The following is a 23,500-nucleotide window of genomic DNA, read 5'->3' as shown; positions in this document are numbered from 1 at the left end:
CCCCGCCATGAACGTCGAGGAACTCGTCGCGATCGACGTCCACACCCATGCGGAGGTGTCCGCCAAGGGCCACTCCTCCCTGGACGACGACCTGCACGACGCCTCCTCCGCCTACTTCAAGGTCGAGGGCAAGCGCAAGCCCACCCTCGCGGAGACCGCGGCCTACTACCGCGAGCGGAGGATGGCCGCCGTGATCTTCACGGTGGACGCCGAGTCCGCCACCGGCACCCCCCCGGTCCCCAACGAAGAGGTCGCCGAGGCGGCGGCCGCCAACGCGGACGTGCTGATCCCCTTCGCCTCCATCGACCCCTTCCGGGGGAAGGCGGGCGTGAAGCAGGCGCGGCGGCTGGTCGAGGAGTACGGGGTGAGGGGCTTCAAGTTCCACCCCAGCATCCAGGGCTTCTTCCCCAACGACCGCTCGGTGGCCTACGACCTGTACGAGGTCATCGAGGAGACGGGCACCATCGCCCTGTTCCACACCGGCCAGACGGGCATCGGCGCCGGGGTCCCCGGCGGAGGCGGGATCAGGCTGAAGTACTCCAACCCGCTGCACGTGGACGACGTCGCCGCCGACTTCCCGCATCTGAAGATCATCCTGGCGCACCCGTCCTTCCCCTGGCAGGACGAGGCTCTCGCCGTCGCCACGCACAAGCCGGGCGTGCACATCGACCTCTCCGGCTGGTCGCCGAAGTACTTCCCGCCGCAACTGGTGCAGTACGCCAACACGCTGCTGAAGGACAAGGTCCTCTTCGGCTCCGACTTCCCCGTCCTCACCCCCGACCGCTGGCTCGCCGACTTCGAGAAGCTGTCGATCAAGGACGAGGTCCGGCCGAAGATCCTCAAGGAGAACGCCGCCCGTCTGCTCGGACTGACGAAACCGTGAGAGGGGCGTCAGATGCGCAATGAGGGACTGGGGTCGTGGCCCGCCCGCCGGGCCCGCAAGACCCCGCACCGCACCGCCCTGGTGCACGGTGGCCAGTCCACCGACTACCGCACACTGTATGCACGCACCACGCGCCTGGCCCACGCCCTGCGCGCCCGGGGCGTCCGCCGCGGCGACCGCATCGCCTACCTCGGCCCCAACCACCCGGCCTACCTGGAGACACTGTTCGCCGCGGGCACCCTGGGCGCGGTCTTCGTCCCCCTCAACACCCGCCTCGCCGGCCCCGAGATCGCCTACCAGCTCGCCGACTCCGGCGCCAAGGCCCTCGTCTACGGGCCCTCCCACGCCGGACTCGTCGCGGGACTGCCCGGAGGCACCGACGTACGGACGTACCTGGAGGTGGGCGCCGAGTACGAGGAGGCGGTGGCCGCCGCCCGGCAGGAGCCCATCGACGAGCCGGTCACCGCCGACGACACCTGCCTCATCATGTACACCTCGGGGACGACCGGCCGGCCCAAGGGTGCGATGCTCACCCACGGCAACATCACCTGGAACGCCTTCAACGTCCTCGTCGACCACGACCTGATCGCGGACGAACGCGCCCTGGTCTCCGCCCCGCTGTTCCACACGGCCGGCCTCAACATGCTCACCCTGCCGGTACTGCTCAAGGGCGGCACCTGCGTCCTGGTCGAGTCCTTCGACGCCGAGGCGACCTTCGACCTGGTGCAACGGCACCGCATCACCTTCATGTTCGGTGTGCCCACCATGTTCGACCAGGTGGCCCGGCACCCCCGCTGGGCGAGCGCGGACCTGTCCTCCCTCAGGATCCTCACCTGCGGCGGCTCACCCGTCCCCACCCCGCTGATCGACACCTACCAGGAGCGCGGCCTGACCTTCCTGCAGGGCTACGGCATGACCGAGGCCTCGCCCGGCACCCTCTTCCTGGACGCCGAACACGCCGTGAGCAAGGCGGGCTCGGCGGGCGTGCCGCACTTCTTCAGCGACGTACGGGTGGTCGGGCCGGACCTCGCCCCGGTCGGCGTCGGCGAGACCGGTGAGGTCGTGGTGCGCGGACCGCACGTCATGCCCGGCTACTGGGGGCTCCCCGAGGAGACCGCCGCCTCCTTCGCGGACGGCTGGTTCCGCAGCGGGGACGCGGCACGGGTCGACGAGGACGGCTATGTGTACATCGTCGACCGTATGAAGGACATGATCATCTCCGGTGGGGAGAACGTCTACCCCGCCGAGATCGAGGACCGGCTGCTGGCCCACCCCGACATCGTGGAGTGCGCGGTCATCGGCGTGGCGGACGACAAGTGGGGCGAGGTGCCCCGCGCGGTCGTCGTGCCCCGGGAGGGCGTCGCCCTCGACCCCGACGAGGTCCTCGCCTCCCTGGCCGGCCGTCTCGCCAAGTACAAGATCCCCAAGTCCGTGGTGGTCGCGGAGGAACTCCCGCGCACCGCCTCCGGAAAGCTCCTCAAGGCCCGGGTGCGTCAGCGCTACGGCAACCAACTCCCGTAAGGAACAGGGTATTCATGAGCGTCACCGTCAACGGCCTGGACGAACTGAAGAAGCTGGCCGGCAGCGACCTCGGCACCAGTGAGTGGATCGAGGTCACCCAGGAGCGGATCGACACCTTCGCCGACGCCACCGGCGACCACCAGTGGATCCACGTCGACCCCCAGCGGGCCGCCGAGGGGCCGTTCGGGGCGCCCATCGCCCATGGCTACCTGACGCTGTCCCTGTTCATCCCGCTGTTCACCGAGCTGCTGGACGTCCAGGGAGTCACGACGAAGGTGAACTACGGGCTGAACAAGGTGCGCTTCCCCTCACCCGTGAAGGTGGGGTCGCGGATCCGGCTCGTGGGGAAGCTGGCGGACGTGGAGGAGGTGCCGGGCGGGGTGCAGATCACGGTCGACGGCACGATCGAGATCGAGGGCGGAGCGAAGCCGGCGGCAGTGCTGCAGAGCCTGTCGCGTTTCTACGCGTGAGCGCTTCGCAGGAGGCGCTGCGGGCAGGAGGCGCTGCGGCGGAAAGCGTCTCGGCGAACGGCGGGCCCGTGGTGGCCGGGCGCGCAGTTCCCGCCCCCCTGGCGAGGGCGCTCAGCCGCCTGCCACATCCACGAAGACCGGGTTCGTGTAGAACCAGGTGTCGGCCCACGGGTCACCGTTCCCGGGCTCGTGGGGGATCGGGCCACTGGGGTCGATCGAGGGGCCTAGATAGCCCGCGCCAAGGCGGTTGCCGTCGCTGCCGCGCAGCCTCACGTAGAAGGACTCGTCACCGGCGACGACCGGAATGCGCAGTGTGTATGTTCCTTTCCGGCCGCTGACGTCCTGCGTCTTCACGACCTTGGTGTCCGGCGCCTGCCATGTGTCGCGGTCGGCCACCGGACCGCGCACCGCGCCCCGGATCAGGTCCACGTGCGCCAACTGGGGCAGGATGCCCTGGGTGTTGGGGCGGGAGGCGGTCGTCACTGTCACGGACAGCGTGAGCTTCTCGCCCTTGCGGACGTGCAGTCGGCCGCCCATCGTGACGCCCGGGCCGAGGTCGCAGTCGCGCTTCAGGCGGACGTCGAGCCCGTCGAGCAGATGCCCGTGGTCGAGCCAGACCCGGCCCGCGCGCAGGCCCGCCATCACCGCGCGGTAGCCGTAGCGGGTCACGCCCACATGAGTACGGCTGAACTGACCGGGCCAGAAGTCGCCACCGGGCTGCGGGGAGTCCGTGTTCACCGGGTCGGGGATCCTGCCGGTGTTGTCGAAGTTCTCGCCGGGCGGCCAGTCTCCGTTCTTCCACGTGTCGAAGACGACCCGGTGCACATCGGAGTTGGTGGTGATCGTGAACAGCTTGCCCTCGGCGAGCATCGCGTCCCACATGCCGCCGACCGTCGCCGTCATCCAGTCGAAACCGCCGTACAGCACGTACGCGTTCTCCGGGTAGCCCGCCCAGGAGTTCACGGACGGCTTGTTGGTGTACTCGCCGCGCTGCGAGGTGGGGCCCTCCCAGCCGGGTATGCCTCCACCCTGCGCTCCGGGGGCGCCCTCCATACCGATCATGATCTCGGGGGCCGCGTCCCGCCAGTTGCGCATCTCGTGCGGGGAGTCGATGCCCAGCCGCATCGGGTGGTTCGCCAGGACGAGGACGTCGTCGACGAATCCGGTCCTGCGCTGCTCGGCGAGCCACTGGATGGCCTTGACCGCGTGTGCCTCGTTGCGTGCCGTGTTCGGATTGTCCGGGGCGCCGTCCGTGTAGCCGAGCAGCTTGCCGTCGTAGGCCAGCTCGAACTGCGTCAGCACGTCGACCTCGTGGGGGCCGGGCGCGGCGAAGATCGTGCAGTGCTCGGCGGCCGGGATGTACCACTCCAGGCCCTGGAAGATCAGCTGACGCGGGTTCTCGGCGCGGGCCTTGAGGATCTCCTTGTGCTCCATGGCGGCGCCGTACCAGGCGTGCCCGAAGTTGGAGTGCTCGTTGAACACCATCCAGTCGAGGCCGTACTTGGCGGCCGCGGTGGCCAACTGGGAGAAGGTGTACTTCGCGTCGTGGCTGTAGACGCTGTGGACGTGGTGGTCACCGACGACATAGGCGAGGTTGGGGTCGTTGCCGCCGAAGCGGTCCGCGGCGGCGGCCTCGGGCATCGCCGCTGAGCCGAGGGCGAACGCGGCCCCGAACAGACCGGCACGGCGCAGGAGTTGACGACGCGAGACGCCCTGGGCGTCGAGGTCGGTGGATGCGACCGACGGATCGGCCCAGGGGGGCAGCTGTTGTTCGGCCATGATTGATCCTCTGGTGCGAGTTGGTGCTGTCAGTGGTTCATGAACGAGGTGACGGGCAGCGCCCGTGCGACGATCCGGACGTCACCGAGACGGCCGTGCAGGATCTGGTCGATCTTCCCGGCGTACTCGTAGCCGCCGAGCAGCCAGGGCAGCCCGACGGAGGTGATGCCGACCGCGGAGGCCTTCGGGTTGCGGACGACCGGGCAGCCCTCGACGTACAGAGTGGTGTGGGTGCCGTCGTTGACGACCGCGAGGTGCCACCAGGTCTCCAGCGGCGTCTCCTGTCCCCAGTTGGTGGCGATGCCCTCCTGGTTCAGCGGGCGCATCGCCCACTGCGGCTCCCGGTCGTTCGACAGCGACAGGGTGGCCAGCGGCTCGTCGGGGTCATCGGCGGTCTTGCCCGCGGCGCCGCCCGTGCCCGTGCGGCTGACGATGCCGGACCAGGCGTTGTGGTCGGGGTCCCAGTCGGCGGGCAACCGGTAGAACGCCTCGATGGTGTAACCGTCCGCGAAGGTGGCCTTGTTGAGCGGAGCGCCGTCGACCGTCCTCAGATACGCGCCCTTGAGCGGGGACTTGTAGCCCTGGAACTCCAGGCTGCCGTGGCCCGGCTGGTCGGGGTGGTGGTCGGCGGACCAGTTCAGTGCCCCACCGGCCACGGTGACGAGGGTGAGGTCGTTGCCGCGCCCGGACAAGTCGCGGACGGTACCGCTGACCGCCGTACCCTCGTCGTGTCCGTCGAAGCGCCAGTAGGCGACCGTGCCGGGGATCAGCATGCGGGACGCGGGGCGGGCCGGGCGGGCCGGGACGGGCGCGAACCCGGCGAAACGTTTCTCGAAGTCGATCTCCACCGAGAAGCGGTCGGCGTCGCCGCTCAGCTCGATCTCCTGCCGCTCCAGCTCGTTGAGACCCTTGGCGGCCCGGCCCAGGATCCACGGGGAGACCGTCTCCACGTCGATGATGTTCCGGTCCAGGTCGAAGTGGTAGAGGCGGATCATCGCCGCGCCGCCGAAGTAGCGGTTCTGGTAGTTCGTCAGGTGCAGGTGGACGTCGTTGCCCGCCGCGTTCTTGCGGGTCGCCCTGCCCGCGGGCCAGTAGTGGCCGTTCAGGGTGAGGAAGATCTGGTCGTGGTCCTCGACCAACTGGTCCCACAGCTGCTGCCCGTAGGCCGACAGGGAGTCGTCCTCGACGACCAGTTCATGCGTGGTGAGGACGACGGGCGTCTTCGGGTGCCGGGCGAGGACGTCCTTCGCCCAGGCGTACCCCTTCGCCGACAGCCGCCAGTCCAGTGCGAGCACCATCCACTCGCGCCCGGCGGCCTTGAACAGGTGGTAGGTGTTGTAGCCGTCCGAGGAGGCGCCCCCGAACGTCGGCTTGCCCTTGAAGCGCTGCGGCCCGAAAGCGTCCAGGTACGGTGTCGAGCCGCGCTGGTCGTCCGTCGACGAGTTCACGTCGTGGTTGCCGGCCAGGACGCTGTAGCCGACGCCCCGCCGGTCGAGGATCCCGAAGGCAGCGCCGATCGCGGCGAACTCGTCCTTCGCACCGTTCTGGGTGAGGTCACCGAGGTGGGACAGGAAGACGATGTTGTCGTCCCTGCCGTGTTCGAGGAGATAGCGCAAAGACGCCTCCACCGGCGCCTTGTCGATGCTGGGCCCGTCGAAGAGGTACTGGGTGTCGGGCATCACGGCGAGGGTGAAGCGCCGGCTGTCGGGGTCCGGACGCCGGCCGCCCGCCGATGCCGTGGCCGCCTCGGCGTCGGCGGCCGGCAGCGCGACCCCTGCCGTGGCGGCGGCACCGAGCAGCGCGGTGGCTCTGAGGAAACTGCGTCTGCCGGCGCCCGCCTGCGCGGCCTCGCCCTGGGTGTGGTCATGCGTCTTGCACATGTGTGCTCCCTGAGGATGGTGAAGCCGGGGAACTCAGAGAACGCGCAGCGTCCAGCTCCAGTGGTGGACGCCCGCGGGAATCAGGTAGGAGGGCGCGGTGTCGGGCCCGCAGGACGCCGTGCCCAGGCCGCGGTGCGCCGCGTCGATGTGCACCACGCACCCGGGGCGCGGCACCAGTTCGTCGTGGTGGGCGGCGGCGGTCAGGTCCTCGGCGCGGTAGCGGGTGACGGACACTTGACGCGGCTCGTCCAGCTCGACCGCGAGCCCAGTGGCGTCGGGCGCCGACAGCGTGAAGCGCCGTACGCCGTGCCGGCCGCCGCTCTCCTGCGGCCGCAGGTACGGGGTGAACAACGCGTCGACGGGAGCCGAGTGGTGGGCGACGGGCGCACCGGTGCTGCGGTCCGGGTACGACTCCCAGGGGCCCTGCCCGAACCACTCCAGCAGGTCCAGGCCTGCCACCGTCTCGAAGACCGACCCCACCCGGGCCACGTCGTCGAAACCGTCCGGCAGTTCGGCCCACTCCGCCACCAGGATGCCGCCCTCGACGGACGTGAACTGCTGCCGGTGCCGGATGACGCCGACGGTGCCGGCGTACTCGGCGAGCACGGTCACCCGGCCGTCCGCACGGTCCACGGAGACCAGCTTGCGGACCAGGGCGTCGAGCCCCCACGCCCGCCAGCGCCGCGCCATGCCGCCCAGCTCGTCGTTGTCGGTGGGCGCCCGCCACAGGGACAGGGCGGGCGCCGCGGTCAGCAGCGGATGCACCAGGAGGCCTTCGGTGTCGACCTCGACGGGCCGCCGCGCCGCGGCCGGGGCGGCCGCCCCGGCCGCCGGTGGATCTTCAGCCGCCCGCAGCCGCACCTGGGGTGCGCACACCTCCGTACCGCGCGGCGCCCACGCCTCGTCCCGGGCCGTCGTCACCCGCAGCGTCAGCCATGCCTCGCCGCCGTCCTCCGGCAGTTCCAGGGGCAGCGGCACCGCCGCCGTCTCGCCCGGCCGCAGATCGGGCAGTTCGGCCGGCGCGGTCAGGGTCCGGCCGTCGGCCAGGGAAAGCTCCCACTCGGCGGCCAGCCAGTCCAGGCCGCGGAAGTGCTGGTGGTTGGCGAGCACCAGCCCCTCGTGCCGGAAGCACCGGATACGGACCGGAGCCGCGATCTCCCTGTGCTCGTGGAGGGCGGGCTTCGGGGTGCGGTCCGGGAAGACGACCCCGTCCGCGACGAACGCGCCGTCGTGGATGCTCTCGCCGAAGTCACCGCCGTACGCCCAGCGGTGGCCGGGCGCGGCGACACCGTTCGCATACAGCCCGGCGCCCGCGCGTCCGGCCGGTCTTCCATCGCTCACGCGCTGCAGGATTCCGTGGTCCCAGAACTCCCAGATGAAGCCGCCCTGAAGACCCGGGGTGGACTCGATGGCCGCCCAGTGGTCGGCGAGGGTGCCGTTGCTGTTGCCCATGGCGTGCGAGTACTCGCACTGGATCAGCGGTTTCGTCTGCTCGCCGGACAGCGCATGCGCAATACAGTCCTCGATCGGCGCATACATCGGACAGGCGATGTCGGAGGCCACGTCAGGGTCCGCCCAGCCGCGCTTGGCGGCGCCCTCGTACTGCAGGGGCCGGGTGGGGTCGTGCCGCCGCACCCAGGCGGCCGCCGCGTCGTGGTTCGCGCCGTAGTCGGACTCGTTGCCCAGCGACCAGATGATCACCGACGGGTGGTTCTTGTCCCGGAGCACCATCCGGGAGACACGGTCGACGAAGGCGTTCAGGTAGCGCGGGTCGTCGGCGATCTCATGGGCGTGGTCGTGCGACTCGATGTCCGCCTCGTCGACGACGTAGAAGCCCAGTTCGTCGGCGAGGTCGTACAGGGAGGGATCGTTCGGGTAGTGGGAGGTTCGGATCGCGTTGAAGCCGAAACGCTTCAGCAGGGCGAGGTCCGCGCGCATGTCGTCGTACGACACGGTGCGGCCGGTCAGCGGATGGAAGTCGTGCCGGTTGACTCCCCGGATGAACACCCGCTCGCCGTTGACCAGCAGGTCCCGGCCGACGACGGCCACGTCGCGGAAACCGATCCGGTGGCGGAAGGTGTCGGCGACCGTGCCGTCCGCGCGGTGCAGCCGGACGGTCAGGCCGTACAGCTCCGGCAGCTCGGCGCTCCAGGTGCGCACCTCGGGCACGGTGGCCCTCATCCGAGCCTCGCCGAGGAAGCCGGAGACCCGCTCCTCCTCGGCGTTGACCCGGTCGAACTCGGCGTCCTGGGCGATGGGCTGCCCATCGAGATCCCCGCTGACGTACCACCCCTCGGGCAGCGCCCCGCCGCCCGCGTCCCGCACCTGACAGTCCACGGTGAGCTCACCGTCCTGCCGTGCCCGCACGGTGACGTCGGCCAGGTGCAGCGGGTCCGTCGCGTACAGCAGCACCGACCGGGTGATCCCGCCGTGCCACCAGTGGTCCTGGTCCTCGATGTGCGAGGCGTCCGACCACTTCACGACCGTCAGCCGCAGCACCGCCGCCGAGCCGGGACGTACCACGGCCGTCAGGTCGAACTCGGCCGCGAGGTGGGAGTCCTTGGACATGCCGACGGGCTGTCCGTCCACATGCACGAGCAGCACGCTCTCTGCGGCGCCGACCTGCAGGACCACCCGGCGGCCGGCCCACTCGGCGGGGACGTCGATCTCACGTTCGTGGACACCCGTCGGGTTGGCGGCGGGCGACAGCGGAGGGTATTCGGTATACGGCATACGGACGTTGGTGTACTGCGGCAGGTCGTCCGTGTCCTGCAGGGTCCAGGCGCCGGGAACGTATACCGACGACCAGACACCGGCGAGCGGCGCGTCCGGTGCGGGCAGCAGTTGGAAGCGCCATTCCCCGTCCAGGGACACCGCACCCGGACGCCGGTCCACGGCGTTCATCGGCAGCCGCCCCCAGGAGGTCACCTCGGGGGCCGCCCAGGGCCGCAGGGCGAGCAGTGAATCCGTCATTTGATCGCTCCCTTGGCGAGGTCCCCGATCATCTGCCGGGCGCCGATCGCGAACACGATCAGCAGAGGGATCAGCGCGAGCAGCGCGCCGGACATGACCATTCCGTAGTCGGTGGTGCCGTGCACGCCGTTGAGCTGGGACAGGGCCACCTGGAGTGTCACGTTGTCCGGATTGGTGAGGGCGATCAGGGGCCAGGCGTAGTCGTTCCACTGGCCCATGAAGGTGAAGATGCCGAGGAAGGCGAGACCCGGGCGGACGACGGGGAGCGCGACGTGCCAGTACTGGCGCATGAAGTTCGCCCCGTCGAGCTTCGACGCGTCGAGCAGTTCGTCGTGGATGGCGCTCTTCATGTACTGGCGCATCCAGAAGATGCCGAACGCGTTGGCCGCCGCGGGCACGATCAGCGCCGTCATCGAGCCGATCCAGCCGATTTTCGCCATGATCACGAACTGCGGGATGACCTGGAGCTGCGTCGGCACCATGAAGATCGCCATCAGCAGCGCGAACAGCACGTTGCGGCCCGGGAACTCGAACTTGGCGAAGACGAACGCGGCCAGCGAGTCGAAGAACAGGACCAGGAAGGTCACCGAGCCCGCCACCAGCAGCGAGTTGAACATCGAGCCCAGGAAGTCGATGCTGTCGAAGAGATGGCGGATGTTCTGAAGGAAGTGCGAGCCCGGCAGCAGCTTCGGCGGATAGGAGAAGATCTCCGACGACGTGTGCGTCGACATGATCACGGCCCAGTAGAACGGGAAGGCCGACAGCAGCACGCCGACGATCAGCACCGTGTGCAGCGCGACGCCCCGGCTCCGGGTCCCCTTGACCGGCCTGGGCCGACGCGTGCCTTGGATGGATGCCATGGTGACGGCCTCCCTAGTCTTCGCCCCGGCGCTGCACCAGGCGCCAGTTGATGATCGAGAAGATGATGACGACGAGGAAGATGCCCCAGGCCACGGCGGCGCCGTAGCCGAAGTCGTTGTTGTCGAAGGTCTGCTGGAAGAAGTAGAGGACCATCGTCCGGCCCGCGTGACCCGGACCGCCCGCGAACGTCGAGTCGTTCGAGGTGTTCTGCAGCAGGACCTGCGGTTCGGAGAAGCTCTGCAGACCGGTCACGGTCGAGACGACCAGCACGAACAGCAGCGTCGGCCGCAGCAGCGGCAACGTCACCCGGAGGAACGTCTGCACGGGCCCCGCTCCGTCGATGCGCGCCGCCTCGTACAGGTCACCGGGGATCGTCTGCAGGCCGGCGAGGAAGATGATCGCGTTGTAGCCGGTCCACTGCCAGGTCATCAGGGTCGCGATGGCTACCTTGATGCCCCACGGTGTGTTCAGCCAGGCCACCTGGTCCAGGCCGACCGCCTGCAAGAGGGCGTTGATCAGGCCGAAGTTGGTGGAGAAGACCGAGCCGAAGATGATGGCGATCGCGACCACCGAGGTGACGTTCGGCAGGAAGTAGGCGACGCGGTACGCGTTCTTGAAGCGGACCGCCGAGTTCAGCATGACGGCCGTCACCATCGCCAGGGCGATCATGGGGAAGGTGGACAGCGCCCAGATGATGATCGTGGTCCCGATCGACTGCCAGAAGTCGCCGTCGCTCAGCAGGTACTTGTACTGCGCCAGGCCCGCCCACTCCATCGAGCCGAGCCCGTCCCAGCGGTGGAAGGACAGGTAGAGCGAGAAGCCGACGGGTATCAGCCCGAAGGCGAGGAAGAGCAGGTAGAAGGGCGAGATCGCGGCGTAGAGATGCCAGTACTTGCGCAGGCCGCCGCGAGGTCGCGGGGGAGCCGTCTGCGCCGTCACCACCGGAGGTTCCTTCAGCGCGGGGAGGGCTGCCATCAGTAGCTCACCCCCAGGTGCTGAGCGATGCGCCGGCACTTGCTCATGGCGTCCTTCCAGGCCTTTTGGGGATCCTTGCCGAGGACGCCCACGTTCTTGATCTCGTCCTTGATGGGCTGCCCGAGCGCGATGTCGTACGGGCTGTTGTAGGCGATGGCGATCTTCTGCGCGGCGGGTCCGAAGACGTCCGTCGTGATCTGGCCGCCGAAGAAGGGGTCCGGCTCGCGCAACTGCTTCAGGCCGTACGAGGCGGGGGTGGAGGGGAACAGACCCGCGTCGACATAACCCTGTGCCTGGTTGGCCGCGTCGAGCGTCCAGGCGATGATCTCGAAGGCCCGCTCGGGTTCCCGGCACGCCTTGGTGATCGACAGGAAGGAGCCGCCGTTGTTCGCGGGCCGCACGGGCATGTCGGCGACCCGCCACTTGCCCTTGGTCTTCGGCACGCCGTTCTTGAGGTCGTAGGTCGCCCAGGAGGCGCCCAGTTGGCTGGGCAGTTTGCCGTCCTCGACGGCCGAGAGCTGGTCCGGGGTCCCGGTCACCAGGTTCGAGACGAGACCCCGCCGCTTGGCCTCCACGGCGAGCGCCCAGGCGTGCCGCACATGTTCCTGGTCGCCGATGAAGTGGCGATCCTTGTCGACGTACCGCTTGCTGCCCTGGTTCACCGCGTTGTCGAAGACGCTGTTGACATCGGTGAGCAGGGAGGCGCCCGGTATGTGCTTGCGCAGCCGCTCGCCCGCGGCGAAGAACTTCTCCCAGGTGTCCAGTTCCTTCGACACGTCCGCGGGCTCGTACGGCAGCCCGGCCTTGCGGAAGACCTCGTACTGGTAGAGGTGCGCGACGGGGCCGCAGTCGATCGGAAAGCCGATCATCGAGCCGTCGTCGGCGATGCCCTGCTCCCACTTCCAGGGCAGGTACTGGCTCTTGTACTTGTCCGCCCCGAGGGTGCGGAGGTCCACGAACTGGTCGGCGTTGGGCAGGTAGGACGCCATGTCCTCGCCCTTGAGGCCCGCGATGTCGGGGACGTGGGCCCGGCCGGCCATGGTGGTGATCAGCTTGGAGCGGTAGTAACCGCCGATCTTGATGGCCTGCAGGTCGACCGTGTTGCCGTAGCGGGCCTTGGCTCTCTTGACGACCGTGTCGCCGAGGCCGCCGTCCCAGTACCACAGGACCATGTTCCGGCCCGTCGAACCAGTGGGAACGGCACAGCCGGACGCCAGGCCGCCGAGCGCGGTGGCGGCCGTACCGGCCAGGCCCGCGCGCAGCAGGCCCCTTCGTGAGAGCCGCAAAGCTCCCACCGCCTTTCGGAATCGTTGCGCGACTTCGCAGATGTACGGGGGTCAGTGCGGACGTGCGGGAGGGGTGACGGGGGCGTAGGTGACGGGAGCGCCGGGGTCGGCCGGCAGCCGGTCCGCGAGGAAGCCGTACGTCCGCCGCAGCCCGGGGTCGGTCAGCGAGCGCCACCACTGGTCGACGCCGTACCAGCCTGGGGCCGCCAGCGCGCCGCCGTGGTGCTGCACGGACAGCCCGGCGGCCAGCACGGCGAACCGCAGCCGTTCCTCGAGCGGCCAGCCGCCGAGCGAGGCCGCGACGAAGCTCGCGCCGAACACGTCGCCGGCGCCCGTCGCGTCGAGCACGTCGACGCCGAGGGCCGGAACCTCCGCGAACTCGCCGGTGGTCTGGTCGACGGCCACCGCCCCGTCGCCGCCCCGCGTGACCACGGCCACCGGCACCAGCTCGGCGAGGGTGCCGAGCGCGGCGACCGCGCTGTCGGTGCGGGTGTACGCCATCGCCTCGGCCTCGTTGGGGAGGAACGCGTGGCACAGGGCGAGCTGGTCCAGGAGGTCGGCGGACCACTGCCGGGTGGGGTCCCAGCCGACGTCGGCGTAGATCTTGGTGCCGTTCGCGGCGGCCTTGGCGAGCCACTCGTGCGGTTCGGCCTCGATGTGCACCAGGGCCGTACGCGCCTCGGGCGGGTCGCCCACCAGAGCGTCCTGCGAGTACGGGGGCTCCTGGCCGTGGGTCACCAGGGCCCGGTCGTGGTCGTAGGCGAGGGCCACGGTCACGGGGGTGGGCCAGCCCGCCGCGGTACGGGACAGGGTCAGGTCGACGCCTTCCTGACCGGCGAGGACCTCGTGGCAGTGAACGCCGTAGAAGTCGTCCCCGAAGACGGTGGCCAGCGAGGTACGCAGTCCGAACCGGGACGCGGCCACCGCCAGGTTGGCTATGCCGCCGGGACCGCAGCCCATCCCCGCGGTCCAGATCTCCCCGCCGGGCGTCGGCGGTCCGCCCAGGCCGGTGAGGACAAGGTCGTAGAAGAGCAGCCCGGTCAGCAGCACATCGGGCCGGTCGTCGCCCACGGCACCGTCCTCTCGTCAGAGCTCTGCAAATTCAATGCCCGGAATCGTGCGCTGCTCCGCGAGTTTGGTCAATACCCGAGCAGAACCGAGCATGGAAATGATTGAAGATGACGAGTACTGTTCATGGCGTGCTGGCAGAACGACGACACCAACTCATCCTGCGGGCCCTGCGCTCCGGCGGGCCCGCGGCCGTGACCGATCTCTCCGAGCAGCTCGGTGTGAGCCCGGCCACGGTCAGGCGCGACCTGGTCAAGCTCGAGGAGGACGGCCTGCTCACGCGCGTCCACGGCGGCGCCGTCGTCGAGGACGGCGACCAGCCCTTCGCCGAGGTCGCCGAGGTGCGGGTGCAGGAGAAGGACGCGATAGCGGAGTGCGCCGCGGCGATGGTGCGGGACGGTCAGTCGGTGCTGCTCGACATCGGCACGACCGCCTACCGCCTGGCCCGCCAACTGCACGGGCGGCGCCTGACGGTGATCACCAGCAACCTGGTGGTCTACGAGGAACTCGCCGATGACGACGGGATAGAGCTGGTGCTGCTCGGAGGCATGGTGCGCCGCGAGTACCGCTCCCTGGTCGGCTTCCTCACCGAGGACAACCTGCGCCAGCTGCACGCCGACTGGCTCTTCCTCGGCACCAGCGGAGTGCGCCCGGGCGGTCAGGTGATGGACACGACGGTCGTCGAGGTACCGGTGAAGCGGGCCATGATCAAGGCCGGCGACAAGGTCGTCCTGCTCGCGGACTCCGCCAAGTTCCCGGGTACGGGAATGGCGAAGGTCTGCGGTCCCGAGGACCTGGATGTGCTGGTGACGAACGCGCCGGTCGACCCGGCGACCCGCTCCTCGCTGGAGGAGTCGGACGTCGAGGTGGTCGTGGCAGGAAAGGTGCAAGGGTGAGGCTGACGATTCTGGGCGGCGGCGGGTTCCGGGTGCCGCTCGTGTACGGTGCGCTGCTGTCGGACCGCGCCGAGGGCCGCGTCACGCAGGTGGTGCTGCACGACCTGGACGCCGGGCGGCTGTCGGCCGTGACCCGGGTGCTGGCCGAGCAGGCGGCGGGGGTGCCCGACGCGCCCCGGGTGACGGCGACGACCGACCTGGACGAGGCCCTGCGCGGCGCCGACTTCGTGTTCTCCGCGATCCGGGTCGGAGGCCTGGAGGGGCGCGCGAACGACGAGCGGGTGGCGCTCGCGGAGGGGGTGCTCGGCCAGGAGACGGTCGGCGCGGGCGGGATCGCATATGGTCTGCGAACAGTGCCTACAGTCGTCGACATCGCGCGGCGCGTCGCCCGTCTCGCCCCGGACGCCTGGGTCATCAACTTCACCAACCCGGCCGGCCTGGTCACCGAGGCCATGTCCCGCCACCTCGGTGACCGGGTGATCGGCATCTGCGACTCCCCGGTCGGCCTCGGCCGCCGCATCGCCCGCGTGCTCGGCGCGGACCCGAAGGAGGCGTGGATCGACTACGTGGGCCTCAACCACCTCGGCTGGGTCCGGGGTCTGCGCGTCGCCGGCCGCGACGAACTGCCCCGCCTGCTCGCCGATCCCGACCTGCTCGGCTCGTTCGAGGAGGGCAAGCTCTTCGGTGTCGACTGGCTGCAGTCGCTCGGCGCCGTCCCCAACGAGTACCTGCACTACTACTACTTCAACCGTGAGGCCGTAGGCGCCTACAAAGCCGCCGCTCAGACCCGCGGCGCCTTCCTCCGCGACCAGCAGGGCCGCTTCTACGAGGAGATGGCGAACCCGGACGCCGCGGCCCTGAAGACGTGGGACAGCACCCGCGCCGAACGCGAGGCGACCTACATGGCCGAGAACCGGGAGACCGCGGGCGCCGGCGAGCGTGACGCCGACGACCTCTCCGGCGGCTACGAGAAGGTGGCGCTCGCCCTGATGCGGGCCATCGCCCGGGACGAGCGGGCCACCCTGATCCTCAACGTCCGCAACCGCGGCACCCTGTCGGTGCTGGACTCCGAGGCCGTCATCGAGGTCCCGTGCCTGGTGGACGCCAACGGCGCGCACCCGGTCGCCGTCGACCCGCTGCCCGGCCACGCCACCGGGCTGGTCTGCGCGGTGAAGGCCGTCGAGCGCGAGGTGCTCGCCGCCGCCGAGTCCGGCTCTCGTGCGACAGCCGTGAAGGCCTTCGCGCTGCACCCGCTGGTGGACTCCGTGAACGTGGCCCGCAGGCTCGTCAAGGGCTACTCGGAGGTCCATCCGGGCCTGGCGTACCTTAGGTAGACCCCCGCTGGAAAGCGCTTTCCACCCGCTTGCTCCCCCTCCCTGGAGACCCTCATGCACGACGAACGCCGCAGGATCGAGGAGCGCGTGACACGCCTCCACGACCAGCGCATCAAGCCCGCGATCTACGCGGCCACCGTCCCCCTCGCCGTCGAGGCCTGGCAGGCACCGGGGGAGCCGGTCCCGTTCGAGGAGGCCGCGGCCGCTTCGTACGAGTCCTTCGAGATGGGCACCCCGTGGGGTCCGCCCTGGGGGACCACCTGGTTCCGGATGCGCGGGCAGGTTCCCGCCGAGTGGGCCGGTCGGCGTGTCGAGGCGGTCATCGACCTGGGCTTCGTGGGCGACTGGCCGGGCAACCAGGCCGAGGCCCTGGTCCACCTCACCGACGGGACGCCGCTGAAGGCGGTCAACCCGCTCAACCAGTACGTGGCGATCGCCAATCCGGCGGCGGGCGGGGAGAGCGTCGACTACCTGGTCGAGGCGGCATCCAACCCCGACATCCTGGCGAACGACTTCGCGGCGCCGACACCGCTGGGCGATGTACTGACGGCAGGCGACCGTCCACTGTATACATTCCGCCGCGCCGACATCGCCGTGCTGGACGAGGAGGTCTGGCACCTCGACCTCGACATGCAGGTGCTGCGCGAGCTGATGCTGGAGCTGGGAGAGCACGACCCGCGCCGGCACGAGATCATGCACGCGCTGGACCGCTCCCTCGACCTGCTGGACCTGGACGACATCGCCGGCTCGGCGGCGGATGTGCGCGCGGTACTCCGGCCGGTGCTCGCCAAGCCCGCCCACGCCAGCGCGCACGTGATCTCCGGTGTCGGGCACGCGCACATCGACTCGGCGTGGCTGTGGCCGATCCGCGAGACCAAGCGCAAGACCTCCCGGACCTTCTCCAACGTCACCTCCCTCGCCGACGAGTACGAGGAGTTCGTCTTCGCCTGCTCGCAGGCCCAGCAGTACGAGTGGGTGCGCGACAACTACCCGCACGTGTGGGCCCGTATCCAGGAGTCCGTGAAGAAGGGCCAGTGGGCGCCGGTCGGCGGCATGTGGGTGGAGGCCGACGGCAACCTTCCCGGCGGTGAGGCCCTCGCCCGCCAGCTCGTCCACGGCAAGCGGTTCTTCATCGAGCACTTCGGCGTCGAGACCAAGGGCGTCTGGCTGCCGGACTCGTTCGGCTACACCGCCGCCTACCCGCAGCTCGCCAGGCTCGCCGGCAACGAGTGGTTCCTGACCCAGAAGATCTCCTGGAACCAGACCAACAAGTTCCCCCACCACACCTTCTGGTGGGAGGGGATCGACGGCACCCGCATCTTCACCCACTTCCCGCCGATCGACACCTACAACGCGCGCTTCAGCGGCGAGGAGATGTCCCGTGCGGTCCGCAACTACAGCGAGAAGGGCGGCGCCACCCGGTCCCTGGCCCCCTTCGGGTGGGGCGACGGCGGCGGCGGCCCGACCCGCGAGATCATGGAGCGGGCCCGACGGCTGAAGAACCTGGAGGGCTCCCCGAGGGTCGAGGTCGAGCACCCCGACGCGTTCTTCGCCAAGGCCCGCGAGGAGTACCCGGACGCCCCGGTGTGGGTCGGCGAGCTGTACCTGGAGCTGCACCGGGCCACGTACACCTCGCAGGCCCGTACCAAGCAGGGCAACAGGCGCAGTGAACACCGCCTGCGCGAGGCGGAGTTGTGGGCGACCACGGCCGCGCTGCACGCCCCGGGCTACGCCTACCCGTACGAGAAGCTGGACCGGCTGTGGAAGACGGTGCTGCTGCACCAGTTCCACGACATCCTGCCGGGGTCGTCCATCGCCTGGGTGCACCGCGAGGCGGAGGCCGAGTACGCGCGGGTCGCCGGGGAACTGGAGGAGCTGACGGCGCAGGCCGTCACCGCGCTGGGCGGCGGCGGGACCCGCGTGTTCAACACCGCACCGTTCGACCGTGCCGAGGTCGTCCGTACGACCGCCGGCGCACCGGCGTACGTCGAGGTGCCGGCGAGCGGCAGCGCCCCCCTCGCGGCCGCCGAGCCGCCGCAGCCGGTGACGGTGAGCGGCCGGGTCCTCGACAACGGGCTGGTCCGCGTGGAGGTCGCGGAGGACGGCACACTGTCGTCCGTGTACGACCTGCGTGCGCAGCGTGAAGTCCTCGCCGACCGCGGCAACCTCCTGCGCCTGCACACCGACCTCCCCAACTACTGGGACGCCTGGGACATCGACAAGCACTACCAGAACCGCTACACGGATTTGCTGGAGCCGGACTCCGTGACGGTGGTCGAGGAGGACCCGCTGCTCGGCGCCATCCGCGTGGAGCGCGGCTTCGGCAAGGGCTCGAAGATCACCCAGACGATCACCCTGCGCGCGGGCAGCCCCCGCGTCGACTTCGAGACCGACATCGACTGGCACGAGGCCGAGAAGATCCTCAAGGCGGGCTTCCCCGTGGACGTCCGCGCCCCACACTCCAGCGCGGAGATCCAGTTCGGCCACATCCAGCGGCCCACGCACACCAACACCAGCTGGGAGGCGGCCCGTTTCGAGGTCTCCGGCCACCGCTGGGTGCACATCGGCGAGCCCGGCTACGGCGTCGCGGTCATCAACGACTCGACGTACGGCCACGACGTCTCCCGCACGGTCCGCGAGGACGGCGGTACGACGACCACGGTCCGCCTGAGCCTGGTGCGCGCCCCGCGCGTCCCGGACCCGGGGGCCGACCAGGGCCGCCACCGCTTCACCTACTCCCTCCTGCCCGGCGCGAGCATCGCGGACGCGGTCGCCGAGGGCTACGCCCTCAACCTCCCCCTGCGGGTGGCGGAATCGGCGGGCGAGCCGCAGCCCGTCGTCTCGGTGGAGGGCGAGGGCGTCACCGTCGAGGCGGTCAAGCTCGCGGACGACGCCTCCGGTGATGTCGTGGTCCGCCTGTACGAGTCCCTGGGCGGCCGTGCCCAGGGCGTACTGCGCACCGGCTTCCCGCTCGCGGGCGCCCAGGTGACCGACCTGCTGGAGCGGCCGCTCGAGGACGCGGAGACCGACGCCGACGGCGCGGTGACCGTGACCCTGCGGCCCTTCCAGATCCTGACGCTGCGTCTCGGCGTCGGCAGGTGAGCCGGTCCGTGTCCATGCAACCGTGGTTCACCGACGCCAAGTTCGGGATCTTCGTCCACTGGGGCATCTACGCCGTCGACGGCGTCCAGGAATCCTGGTCCTTCTACGACGACATCGTGCCCTACGACCGGTACATGTCCCAGCTCGAACGGTTCACCGGCGCCCACTACGACCCACGGGCCTGGGCGGACCTCTTCGCCCGAGCGGGCGCGAAGTACGCCGTCCTCACCAGCCGGCACCACGACGGCGTCGCCCTGTGGGACACCGCGTACGGCGACCTGAACCTGGGCCGCGACTACATCTCCGGTTACGCCGACGCCCTGCGCGAGAAGGGCCTGAAGGTCGGCCTCTACTACTCGCACTCCGACTGGAGCCACCCCGACTACGCCACCACCCGCAAGCCGGGCCGCCCTCCCGAGCTGGAGGACAACCGGTACTCCGAGTGCTCGGCCGAGGACGAGGACCTCCAGGCCTGGGAGCGGTACATCGCCTACCGCGACGGCCAGGTCCGTGAACTGGCCTCCCGCTACCGGCCCGACCTGATGTGGTTCGACGGCGAGTGGGACCGCAGCGAGGAGCAGTGGCGCATCAAGGAACTCGCCGCGCTCATCCGCTCCTACATCCCCGACGTCGTCTTCAACGCCCGCATGCTCAGCGAGGGCGACTACGCCACCCCCGAACAGGGCGCCCCCATAGTGCCGCCGGAGGGCCCCTGGGAGCTGTGCCTGACGATCAACGACTCGTGGGGTCACCAGCACCACGACCACAACCACAAGTCGCCGGCGCAGCTCATCCGGTACTTCACCGAGACCATCGGCGGGGGCGGCAACCTGCTGCTCAGCGTCGGCCCGATGGAGGACGGCACCATCCCGCAGCCGCAGGTGGAGCGTCTCGAAGTCATGGGGGAGTGGATCCGCAAGCACTCCGAGGCGGTGTACGGGACGGTGCGCGGCCTGCCGGCCGGGCACCACTACGGGCCCAGCACCCTGTCCGCCGACCGCCGCACCCTCTACCTGACCGTGTTCGACGCGCCGCGCGCCGAGATCGGTGTCCGGGGCCTGGCCTCGAAGGTCCGCAGGGTCACGGTGCTCGGCACCGGTGCCGAACTGGGCCACCGGGTCGTCGGAGGTCTGCACGAGGCGGTCGGCGTGCTGTGGATCGACCCGCCCGCCGAGTCCGACCTCGACCCGTACGCGACCGTGCTCGGCGTCGAACTGGACGGCGAACTGGAGCTGTACCGGGGTTCGGGCCGGTTCTGACGTGCCGAGGCGGCCGGCCCTCGTGGGGCCGGCCGCCGAAGCGGGGCTCTCAGCCGGTGAAGCCGGCCGTGATCGAGGTGAACTGCCAGTTGCTCTGGCTGATGCCGGAGCAGTTGCTCACCACGCCGCCGCCCGCGCACGGCCGGTCACGGTTGACCGACCAGAAGGCGAGCCTGGCTATGTGGTGGGAGTTCGCCCAGTCCCGGATCTGGGTCCAGATCGCGGGGGTGGTGTTCTCCTGCTGGTCCGACAGGCCGTTCATGCCGGAGATGCCGATGTGGGAGTAGGCGGTCGCGTCGTCCCACCCGAAGGTCGACTTCAGTTTGGCCTTCAGGCCCTCGGCGGCGTTGACCGTACTGCCGTACATGTCCGAGCCGCCGCCGAAGTCGAACGGCATGATCGTGAAGACGTCGATGTTCGCGTTCAGCGCCTGCGCCTGCTCGATGAGGCGGTTGCCGTAGTAGGTCGGGCCGGTGGTCGACGTGCCGAAGGTGACGATCGTCCGCAGACCGGGGTTGGCCGCCTTGACGGTCTTCAGCGCGGTGAGGATCTTCGCCTGCACGGCCTCGTTCTCGAACTCGTCCGAGTTCTCGATGTCCATGTCGATCGCCTTCAGGGAATAGGCGTCGATCACCTTCTGCAGGGCCCCGGCGAGCGCGCTCGCGGAGGAGCAGTTGGCGCCGAGCTTGCTGCCCTGCCAGCCGCCGAACGATGGGACGATGTCGCCGCCGGCCGAGCGTATCGCGTTGACGGCGCTCTGGTCGGCGCCGCCGGTCAGCGGCCGGCTCCCGTCCCAGGCGGGCGTGCAGCCGCCGGAGTCCAGCACGAATGCCATGGTGAACCACTTGACGCCGGTCGCGCTCATCACCGTGCTAGGGCTCGGCGGATCGCCCCAGCCCTCGTACAGGTAGGGCGCGGCCTGTTTGAAGCCGCTGCCGCCACTGCTGCCCGCGTCCGTGGTGACCGTCACGGAGTTGGAGGCCGCCGACACGTTCCCGGCCGCGTCACGTGCCTTCACCGTGAAGGTGTACGCGGTGTTCGGCGACAGTCCGCCGACCGTCGCGGTCGTACCGGAGACGCTGAGTACCTGGTTGCCGCCGCTGTAGACGTCGTACGCACTCACGCCCACGTTGTCCGTCGACGCGTTCCATTTCAGCGACACGCTCGAGGAGCTCTTCCCGGTGGACGTCAGGCCGGTGGGCGCGGTCGGCGCCTGGGTGTCCGAGCCGCCACCCCCGCCGCCGGGTCCGTCCAGGCTGAAGTCATCGGCGTAGTAGGTGCCCTGGGCGTACCAGCCGTGGACGTAGACGGTGGCGCTGGTCTGCGTGGCGCCGGTGGTGAAGGACACCGACAGTCGACTGTATGCGGAAGGCGATGTCGTCCAGGTGGAGGCGCCGCCGCTCACGCCCAGATAGACGTAACTGCCGCGCACCCAGCCGCTGAGGCTGTACGTGGTGTTCGGCTGGACGGAGACCGTCTGGCTGCACTGGGCGTTGTCGCTCGAAGTGACCGCTCCAGCAAGGGCCTTGGAGCCGCCGTGCACGGGGGAGGAGACGACCGAGCCGAGGTTCCCGCTGCAGGTCCAGGGGGAGAGGCCGCCCGATTCGAAGCCGGAGTTGGTGAGGATGTCGGCCGCGTGGGCGCTCACGGGGAGGGCGATGGCCCCGGCGAACGCCAGTGCCGCGGAGCCGAGCAGGGCGAGGATACGGCGTCTGGAACGCCGGAGTGTGTTGCGCACGCGATCTCCCTGAAGTGATGGGGGTTTCGGGAGTGCACGAGGTGTGCGGGGAGTGCGGAAAGCGGTGCGCAACCAAGTTGGTATGGACCAATCATGGTGTCAAGGGGCTGCGCCATGATTGGTCCAGACCGGTGGACGGTGTGCTTCAGGCCGGTGCGATGCGGGCCGCCGCGGCTCAGGCCGGTGCCGCCGCGGCGGCACCCGTCTGTGCCGCGACCTCGGTGGCGGGCGCCGCCGCGGGCGAGGGCATCGTCGGCAGCAGCGGCCCGGCCTCCTCCGTGCGCTGCCGCGGGAACGACACCGGCCGTACCGGACGAGGCCCGGACACCACGGCGTAGTCCTGGCCCAGGAACGGTGGCACGATCTCGCCGGTTTCCTCACCCAGCGCCAACTGCACTGCCGCCCATGGCGCGTTGACCCCGCACAGCGACAGCTGGTGCAGGCCGCCGGCCGGGCGGGTGTTGACGTCGAGCAGCACCGGCCGCTCCCCGAACACCCGGAACTGGATGTTGGACAGGTAGTGCAGCCCGAACCCCTCCGCGATCAGCCGCGCCGGCGCCAGCCACTGCTCGTCGAGCGTGAAACCGCGGCGCCGCCCGTTCTTGGTGCGGCCAACGGCCAGTCGGACACGGTTGTCCGGGCCCGTCAGACAGTCCACCGACACCTCCGGCTCCGCCAGGCGCGGCATCACCAGCCAGTCCACCGGCTCCTCGGCCTCCCGCACCGCCGCCACCACCAGCTCCAGCGGCACGTACGGCCCCGGGAAACCGTTCAGCTGCGCCAGGGAGAACGGCGCGCGCGTGATCACCCGGAAGCCCACGCCGCCCGCGCCGGCGGCCGGCTTGAAGCACGCCTTGTGTCCGGCCGCCTCCAACTCCTCGACGGCAGCGAGGAGTTCGTCCGCCGTACGCACCCGCCACCACGGCGGCACCGGCACGCCGACCGAGGCGACCGCCTCGTACGCGGTCGCCTTGTCCTCGAACACGGCGACCCCCTCGGGGGTCGGCGCCAGCAGCGCCGTACCGGCCGCCTCGAACTCGGCGCGCTGCGCCACGATCGCCGCCTGGTGCAGGCGCGGCACGAACACGTCGATGCCGCGCCGCGCGCACTGGTCCAGGGCGTACTCGACGTACCCGGCCGGGGACAGACCCTCCGGCTCCAGCTCGGCGGTGTCGGCGGCGGCCAGTACGGGGGAGTCCGGGTCACCGTGCGTGGCATGGATCTCCACCGCGCGGTCGCTGGGATTTCTCCGCAGCTGATCCATGAAGAACACGTTCTCCGCGTACGTGCGGTTGAGCCAGACGCGTACGCGAGAGGGCATGCAGGCCGCCTTTCGGGGTTTCGGGCAGGGCGCAGCGGCCCGTGCCCGGGCAGGGGGGATGGAGGGACACCAAACCGCCCTGCGTGAAGGGCGTTCCTGGCGGTGGTGTTGGGGCGATCATACGGCTTTCAACGGCCCCTGCGTGCAACGCGCG

At 70.1% G+C, this 23,500-nt stretch carries 16 protein-coding genes; 7 read left to right on the top strand and 9 right to left on the bottom strand.

Going from position 1 to position 23,500, the window contains the following annotated elements:
• Nucleotides 1–7 precede the first annotated feature (7 nt).
• The 3 genes from ACFYZQ_RS28340 to ACFYZQ_RS28330 are packed head-to-tail and all read left to right on the top strand — an operon-like array spanning nt 8 to nt 2,874.
• The gene (locus tag ACFYZQ_RS28340; RefSeq protein ID WP_389153886.1) at nt 8–883 is read left to right on the top strand and encodes an amidohydrolase family protein; all 876 of its coding nucleotides are present in this window, start codon (nt 8–10) and stop codon (nt 881–883) included.
• A gap of 12 nt (nt 884–895) precedes the next feature.
• Complete coding sequence (locus tag ACFYZQ_RS28335; protein ID WP_389153448.1) at nt 896–2,404, top strand: long-chain fatty acid--CoA ligase; 1,509 nt, start codon at nt 896–898, stop codon at nt 2,402–2,404.
• Nucleotides 2,405–2,418: 14 nt separating this feature from the next.
• Complete coding sequence (locus tag ACFYZQ_RS28330) at nt 2,419–2,874, top strand: MaoC family dehydratase (RefSeq protein ID WP_389153445.1); 456 nt, start codon at nt 2,419–2,421, stop codon at nt 2,872–2,874.
• Between the two features lie 111 nt (nt 2,875–2,985).
• Here the strand turns inward: ACFYZQ_RS28330 and ACFYZQ_RS28325 are convergent, their stop codons facing one another.
• From ACFYZQ_RS28325 to ACFYZQ_RS28295, 7 genes are read right to left on the bottom strand one after another with little or no spacing between them, the layout of a single operon-like run.
• A complete protein-coding gene (locus ACFYZQ_RS28325; RefSeq protein ID WP_389153442.1) occupies nt 2,986–4,653 on the bottom strand; it encodes a PHP domain-containing protein in 1,668 nt (555 codons plus the stop codon).
• A 29-nt stretch (nt 4,654–4,682) separates the two neighbouring features.
• Nucleotides 4,683–6,533 (bottom strand): LamG-like jellyroll fold domain-containing protein, encoded by a 1,851-nt coding sequence (locus tag ACFYZQ_RS28320; RefSeq protein WP_389153439.1) that lies wholly within the window; start codon nt 6,531–6,533, stop codon nt 4,683–4,685.
• A 33-nt stretch (nt 6,534–6,566) separates the two neighbouring features.
• A complete protein-coding gene (locus ACFYZQ_RS28315) occupies nt 6,567–9,506 on the bottom strand; it encodes a glycoside hydrolase family 2 TIM barrel-domain containing protein (protein ID WP_389153436.1) in 2,940 nt (979 codons plus the stop codon).
• The gene (locus ACFYZQ_RS28310; RefSeq protein ID WP_389153433.1) at nt 9,503–10,366 is read right to left on the bottom strand and encodes a carbohydrate ABC transporter permease; all 864 of its coding nucleotides are present in this window, start codon (nt 10,364–10,366) and stop codon (nt 9,503–9,505) included. The genes ACFYZQ_RS28315 and ACFYZQ_RS28310 overlap by 4 nt, the downstream gene beginning before the upstream one ends.
• A gap of 13 nt (nt 10,367–10,379) precedes the next feature.
• A complete protein-coding gene (locus tag ACFYZQ_RS28305) occupies nt 10,380–11,342 on the bottom strand; it encodes a carbohydrate ABC transporter permease (protein WP_389153430.1) in 963 nt (320 codons plus the stop codon).
• The gene (locus ACFYZQ_RS28300; RefSeq protein WP_389153427.1) at nt 11,342–12,628 is read right to left on the bottom strand and encodes an ABC transporter substrate-binding protein; all 1,287 of its coding nucleotides are present in this window, start codon (nt 12,626–12,628) and stop codon (nt 11,342–11,344) included. The genes ACFYZQ_RS28305 and ACFYZQ_RS28300 overlap by 1 nt, the downstream gene beginning before the upstream one ends.
• A gap of 51 nt (nt 12,629–12,679) precedes the next feature.
• Nucleotides 12,680–13,699: a carbohydrate kinase family protein gene (locus tag ACFYZQ_RS28295; protein ID WP_389153424.1), complete on the bottom strand. Its 1,020-nt coding sequence runs from the start codon at nt 13,697–13,699 to the stop codon at nt 12,680–12,682.
• A gap of 128 nt (nt 13,700–13,827) precedes the next feature.
• Between ACFYZQ_RS28295 and ACFYZQ_RS28290 the strand changes: the two genes are divergently transcribed.
• Genes ACFYZQ_RS28290 through ACFYZQ_RS28275 form a run of 4 tightly spaced genes read left to right on the top strand, consistent with a single transcriptional unit; the run spans nt 13,828 to nt 20,287 of the window.
• Entirely contained in the window at nt 13,828–14,592 is a 765-nt protein-coding gene (locus tag ACFYZQ_RS28290; RefSeq protein ID WP_389153422.1) for a DeoR/GlpR family DNA-binding transcription regulator, read from the top strand.
• Nucleotides 14,589–15,926: a 6-phospho-beta-glucosidase gene (locus tag ACFYZQ_RS28285; protein WP_389153419.1), complete on the top strand. Its 1,338-nt coding sequence runs from the start codon at nt 14,589–14,591 to the stop codon at nt 15,924–15,926. The genes ACFYZQ_RS28290 and ACFYZQ_RS28285 overlap by 4 nt, the downstream gene beginning before the upstream one ends.
• Before the next feature lie 54 nt (nt 15,927–15,980).
• Entirely contained in the window at nt 15,981–19,028 is a 3,048-nt protein-coding gene (locus ACFYZQ_RS28280; RefSeq protein WP_389153416.1) for an alpha-mannosidase, read from the top strand.
• A gap of 8 nt (nt 19,029–19,036) precedes the next feature.
• Nucleotides 19,037–20,287 (top strand): alpha-L-fucosidase, encoded by a 1,251-nt coding sequence (locus ACFYZQ_RS28275; RefSeq protein WP_389153413.1) that lies wholly within the window; start codon nt 19,037–19,039, stop codon nt 20,285–20,287.
• Nucleotides 20,288–20,336: 49 nt separating this feature from the next.
• Here ACFYZQ_RS28275 and ACFYZQ_RS28270 read toward each other — a convergent pair whose 3' ends face one another.
• Nucleotides 20,337–22,025 carry a carbohydrate binding domain-containing protein gene (locus tag ACFYZQ_RS28270; protein WP_389153410.1) on the bottom strand — a complete coding sequence of 563 codons (1,689 nt, stop codon included), beginning with the start codon at nt 22,023–22,025 and terminating at the stop codon, nt 20,337–20,339.
• A 175-nt stretch (nt 22,026–22,200) separates the two neighbouring features.
• Nucleotides 22,201–23,346: an ATP-grasp domain-containing protein gene (locus tag ACFYZQ_RS28265; protein ID WP_389153407.1), complete on the bottom strand. Its 1,146-nt coding sequence runs from the start codon at nt 23,344–23,346 to the stop codon at nt 22,201–22,203.
• Nucleotides 23,347–23,500 lie beyond the last annotated feature (154 nt).

This window comes from Streptomyces sp. NPDC001843, assembly GCF_042891955.1.
In the GTDB taxonomy this organism is placed as follows: Bacteria; Actinomycetota; Actinomycetes; order Streptomycetales; family Streptomycetaceae; genus Streptomyces.
The sequence above is the reverse complement of the archived record's forward strand: the minus strand, read 5'-3'. Positions and strand labels throughout refer to the sequence as shown.

What these genes read in the sequence shown, in the direction of transcription:
- ACFYZQ_RS28340 (WP_389153886.1), top strand. Translation starts at nt 8, where the DNA reads ATGAACGTCGAGGAACTCGTCGCGATCGACGTCCACACCCATGCGGAG.
- ACFYZQ_RS28335 (WP_389153448.1), top strand. Translation starts at nt 896, where the DNA reads ATGCGCAATGAGGGACTGGGGTCGTGGCCCGCCCGCCGGGCCCGCAAG.
- ACFYZQ_RS28330 (WP_389153445.1), top strand. Translation starts at nt 2,419, where the DNA reads ATGAGCGTCACCGTCAACGGCCTGGACGAACTGAAGAAGCTGGCCGGC.
- ACFYZQ_RS28325 (WP_389153442.1), bottom strand. Translation starts at nt 4,653, where the DNA reads ATGGCCGAACAACAGCTGCCCCCCTGGGCCGATCCGTCGGTCGCATCC.
- ACFYZQ_RS28320 (WP_389153439.1), bottom strand. Translation starts at nt 6,533, where the DNA reads ATGTGCAAGACGCATGACCACACCCAGGGCGAGGCCGCGCAGGCGGGC.
- ACFYZQ_RS28315 (WP_389153436.1), bottom strand. Translation starts at nt 9,506, where the DNA reads ATGACGGATTCACTGCTCGCCCTGCGGCCCTGGGCGGCCCCCGAGGTG.
- ACFYZQ_RS28310 (WP_389153433.1), bottom strand. Translation starts at nt 10,366, where the DNA reads ATGGCATCCATCCAAGGCACGCGTCGGCCCAGGCCGGTCAAGGGGACC.
- ACFYZQ_RS28305 (WP_389153430.1), bottom strand. Translation starts at nt 11,342, where the DNA reads ATGGCAGCCCTCCCCGCGCTGAAGGAACCTCCGGTGGTGACGGCGCAG.
- ACFYZQ_RS28280 (WP_389153416.1), top strand. Translation starts at nt 15,981, where the DNA reads ATGCACGACGAACGCCGCAGGATCGAGGAGCGCGTGACACGCCTCCAC.
- ACFYZQ_RS28265 (WP_389153407.1), bottom strand. Translation starts at nt 23,346, where the DNA reads ATGCCCTCTCGCGTACGCGTCTGGCTCAACCGCACGTACGCGGAGAAC.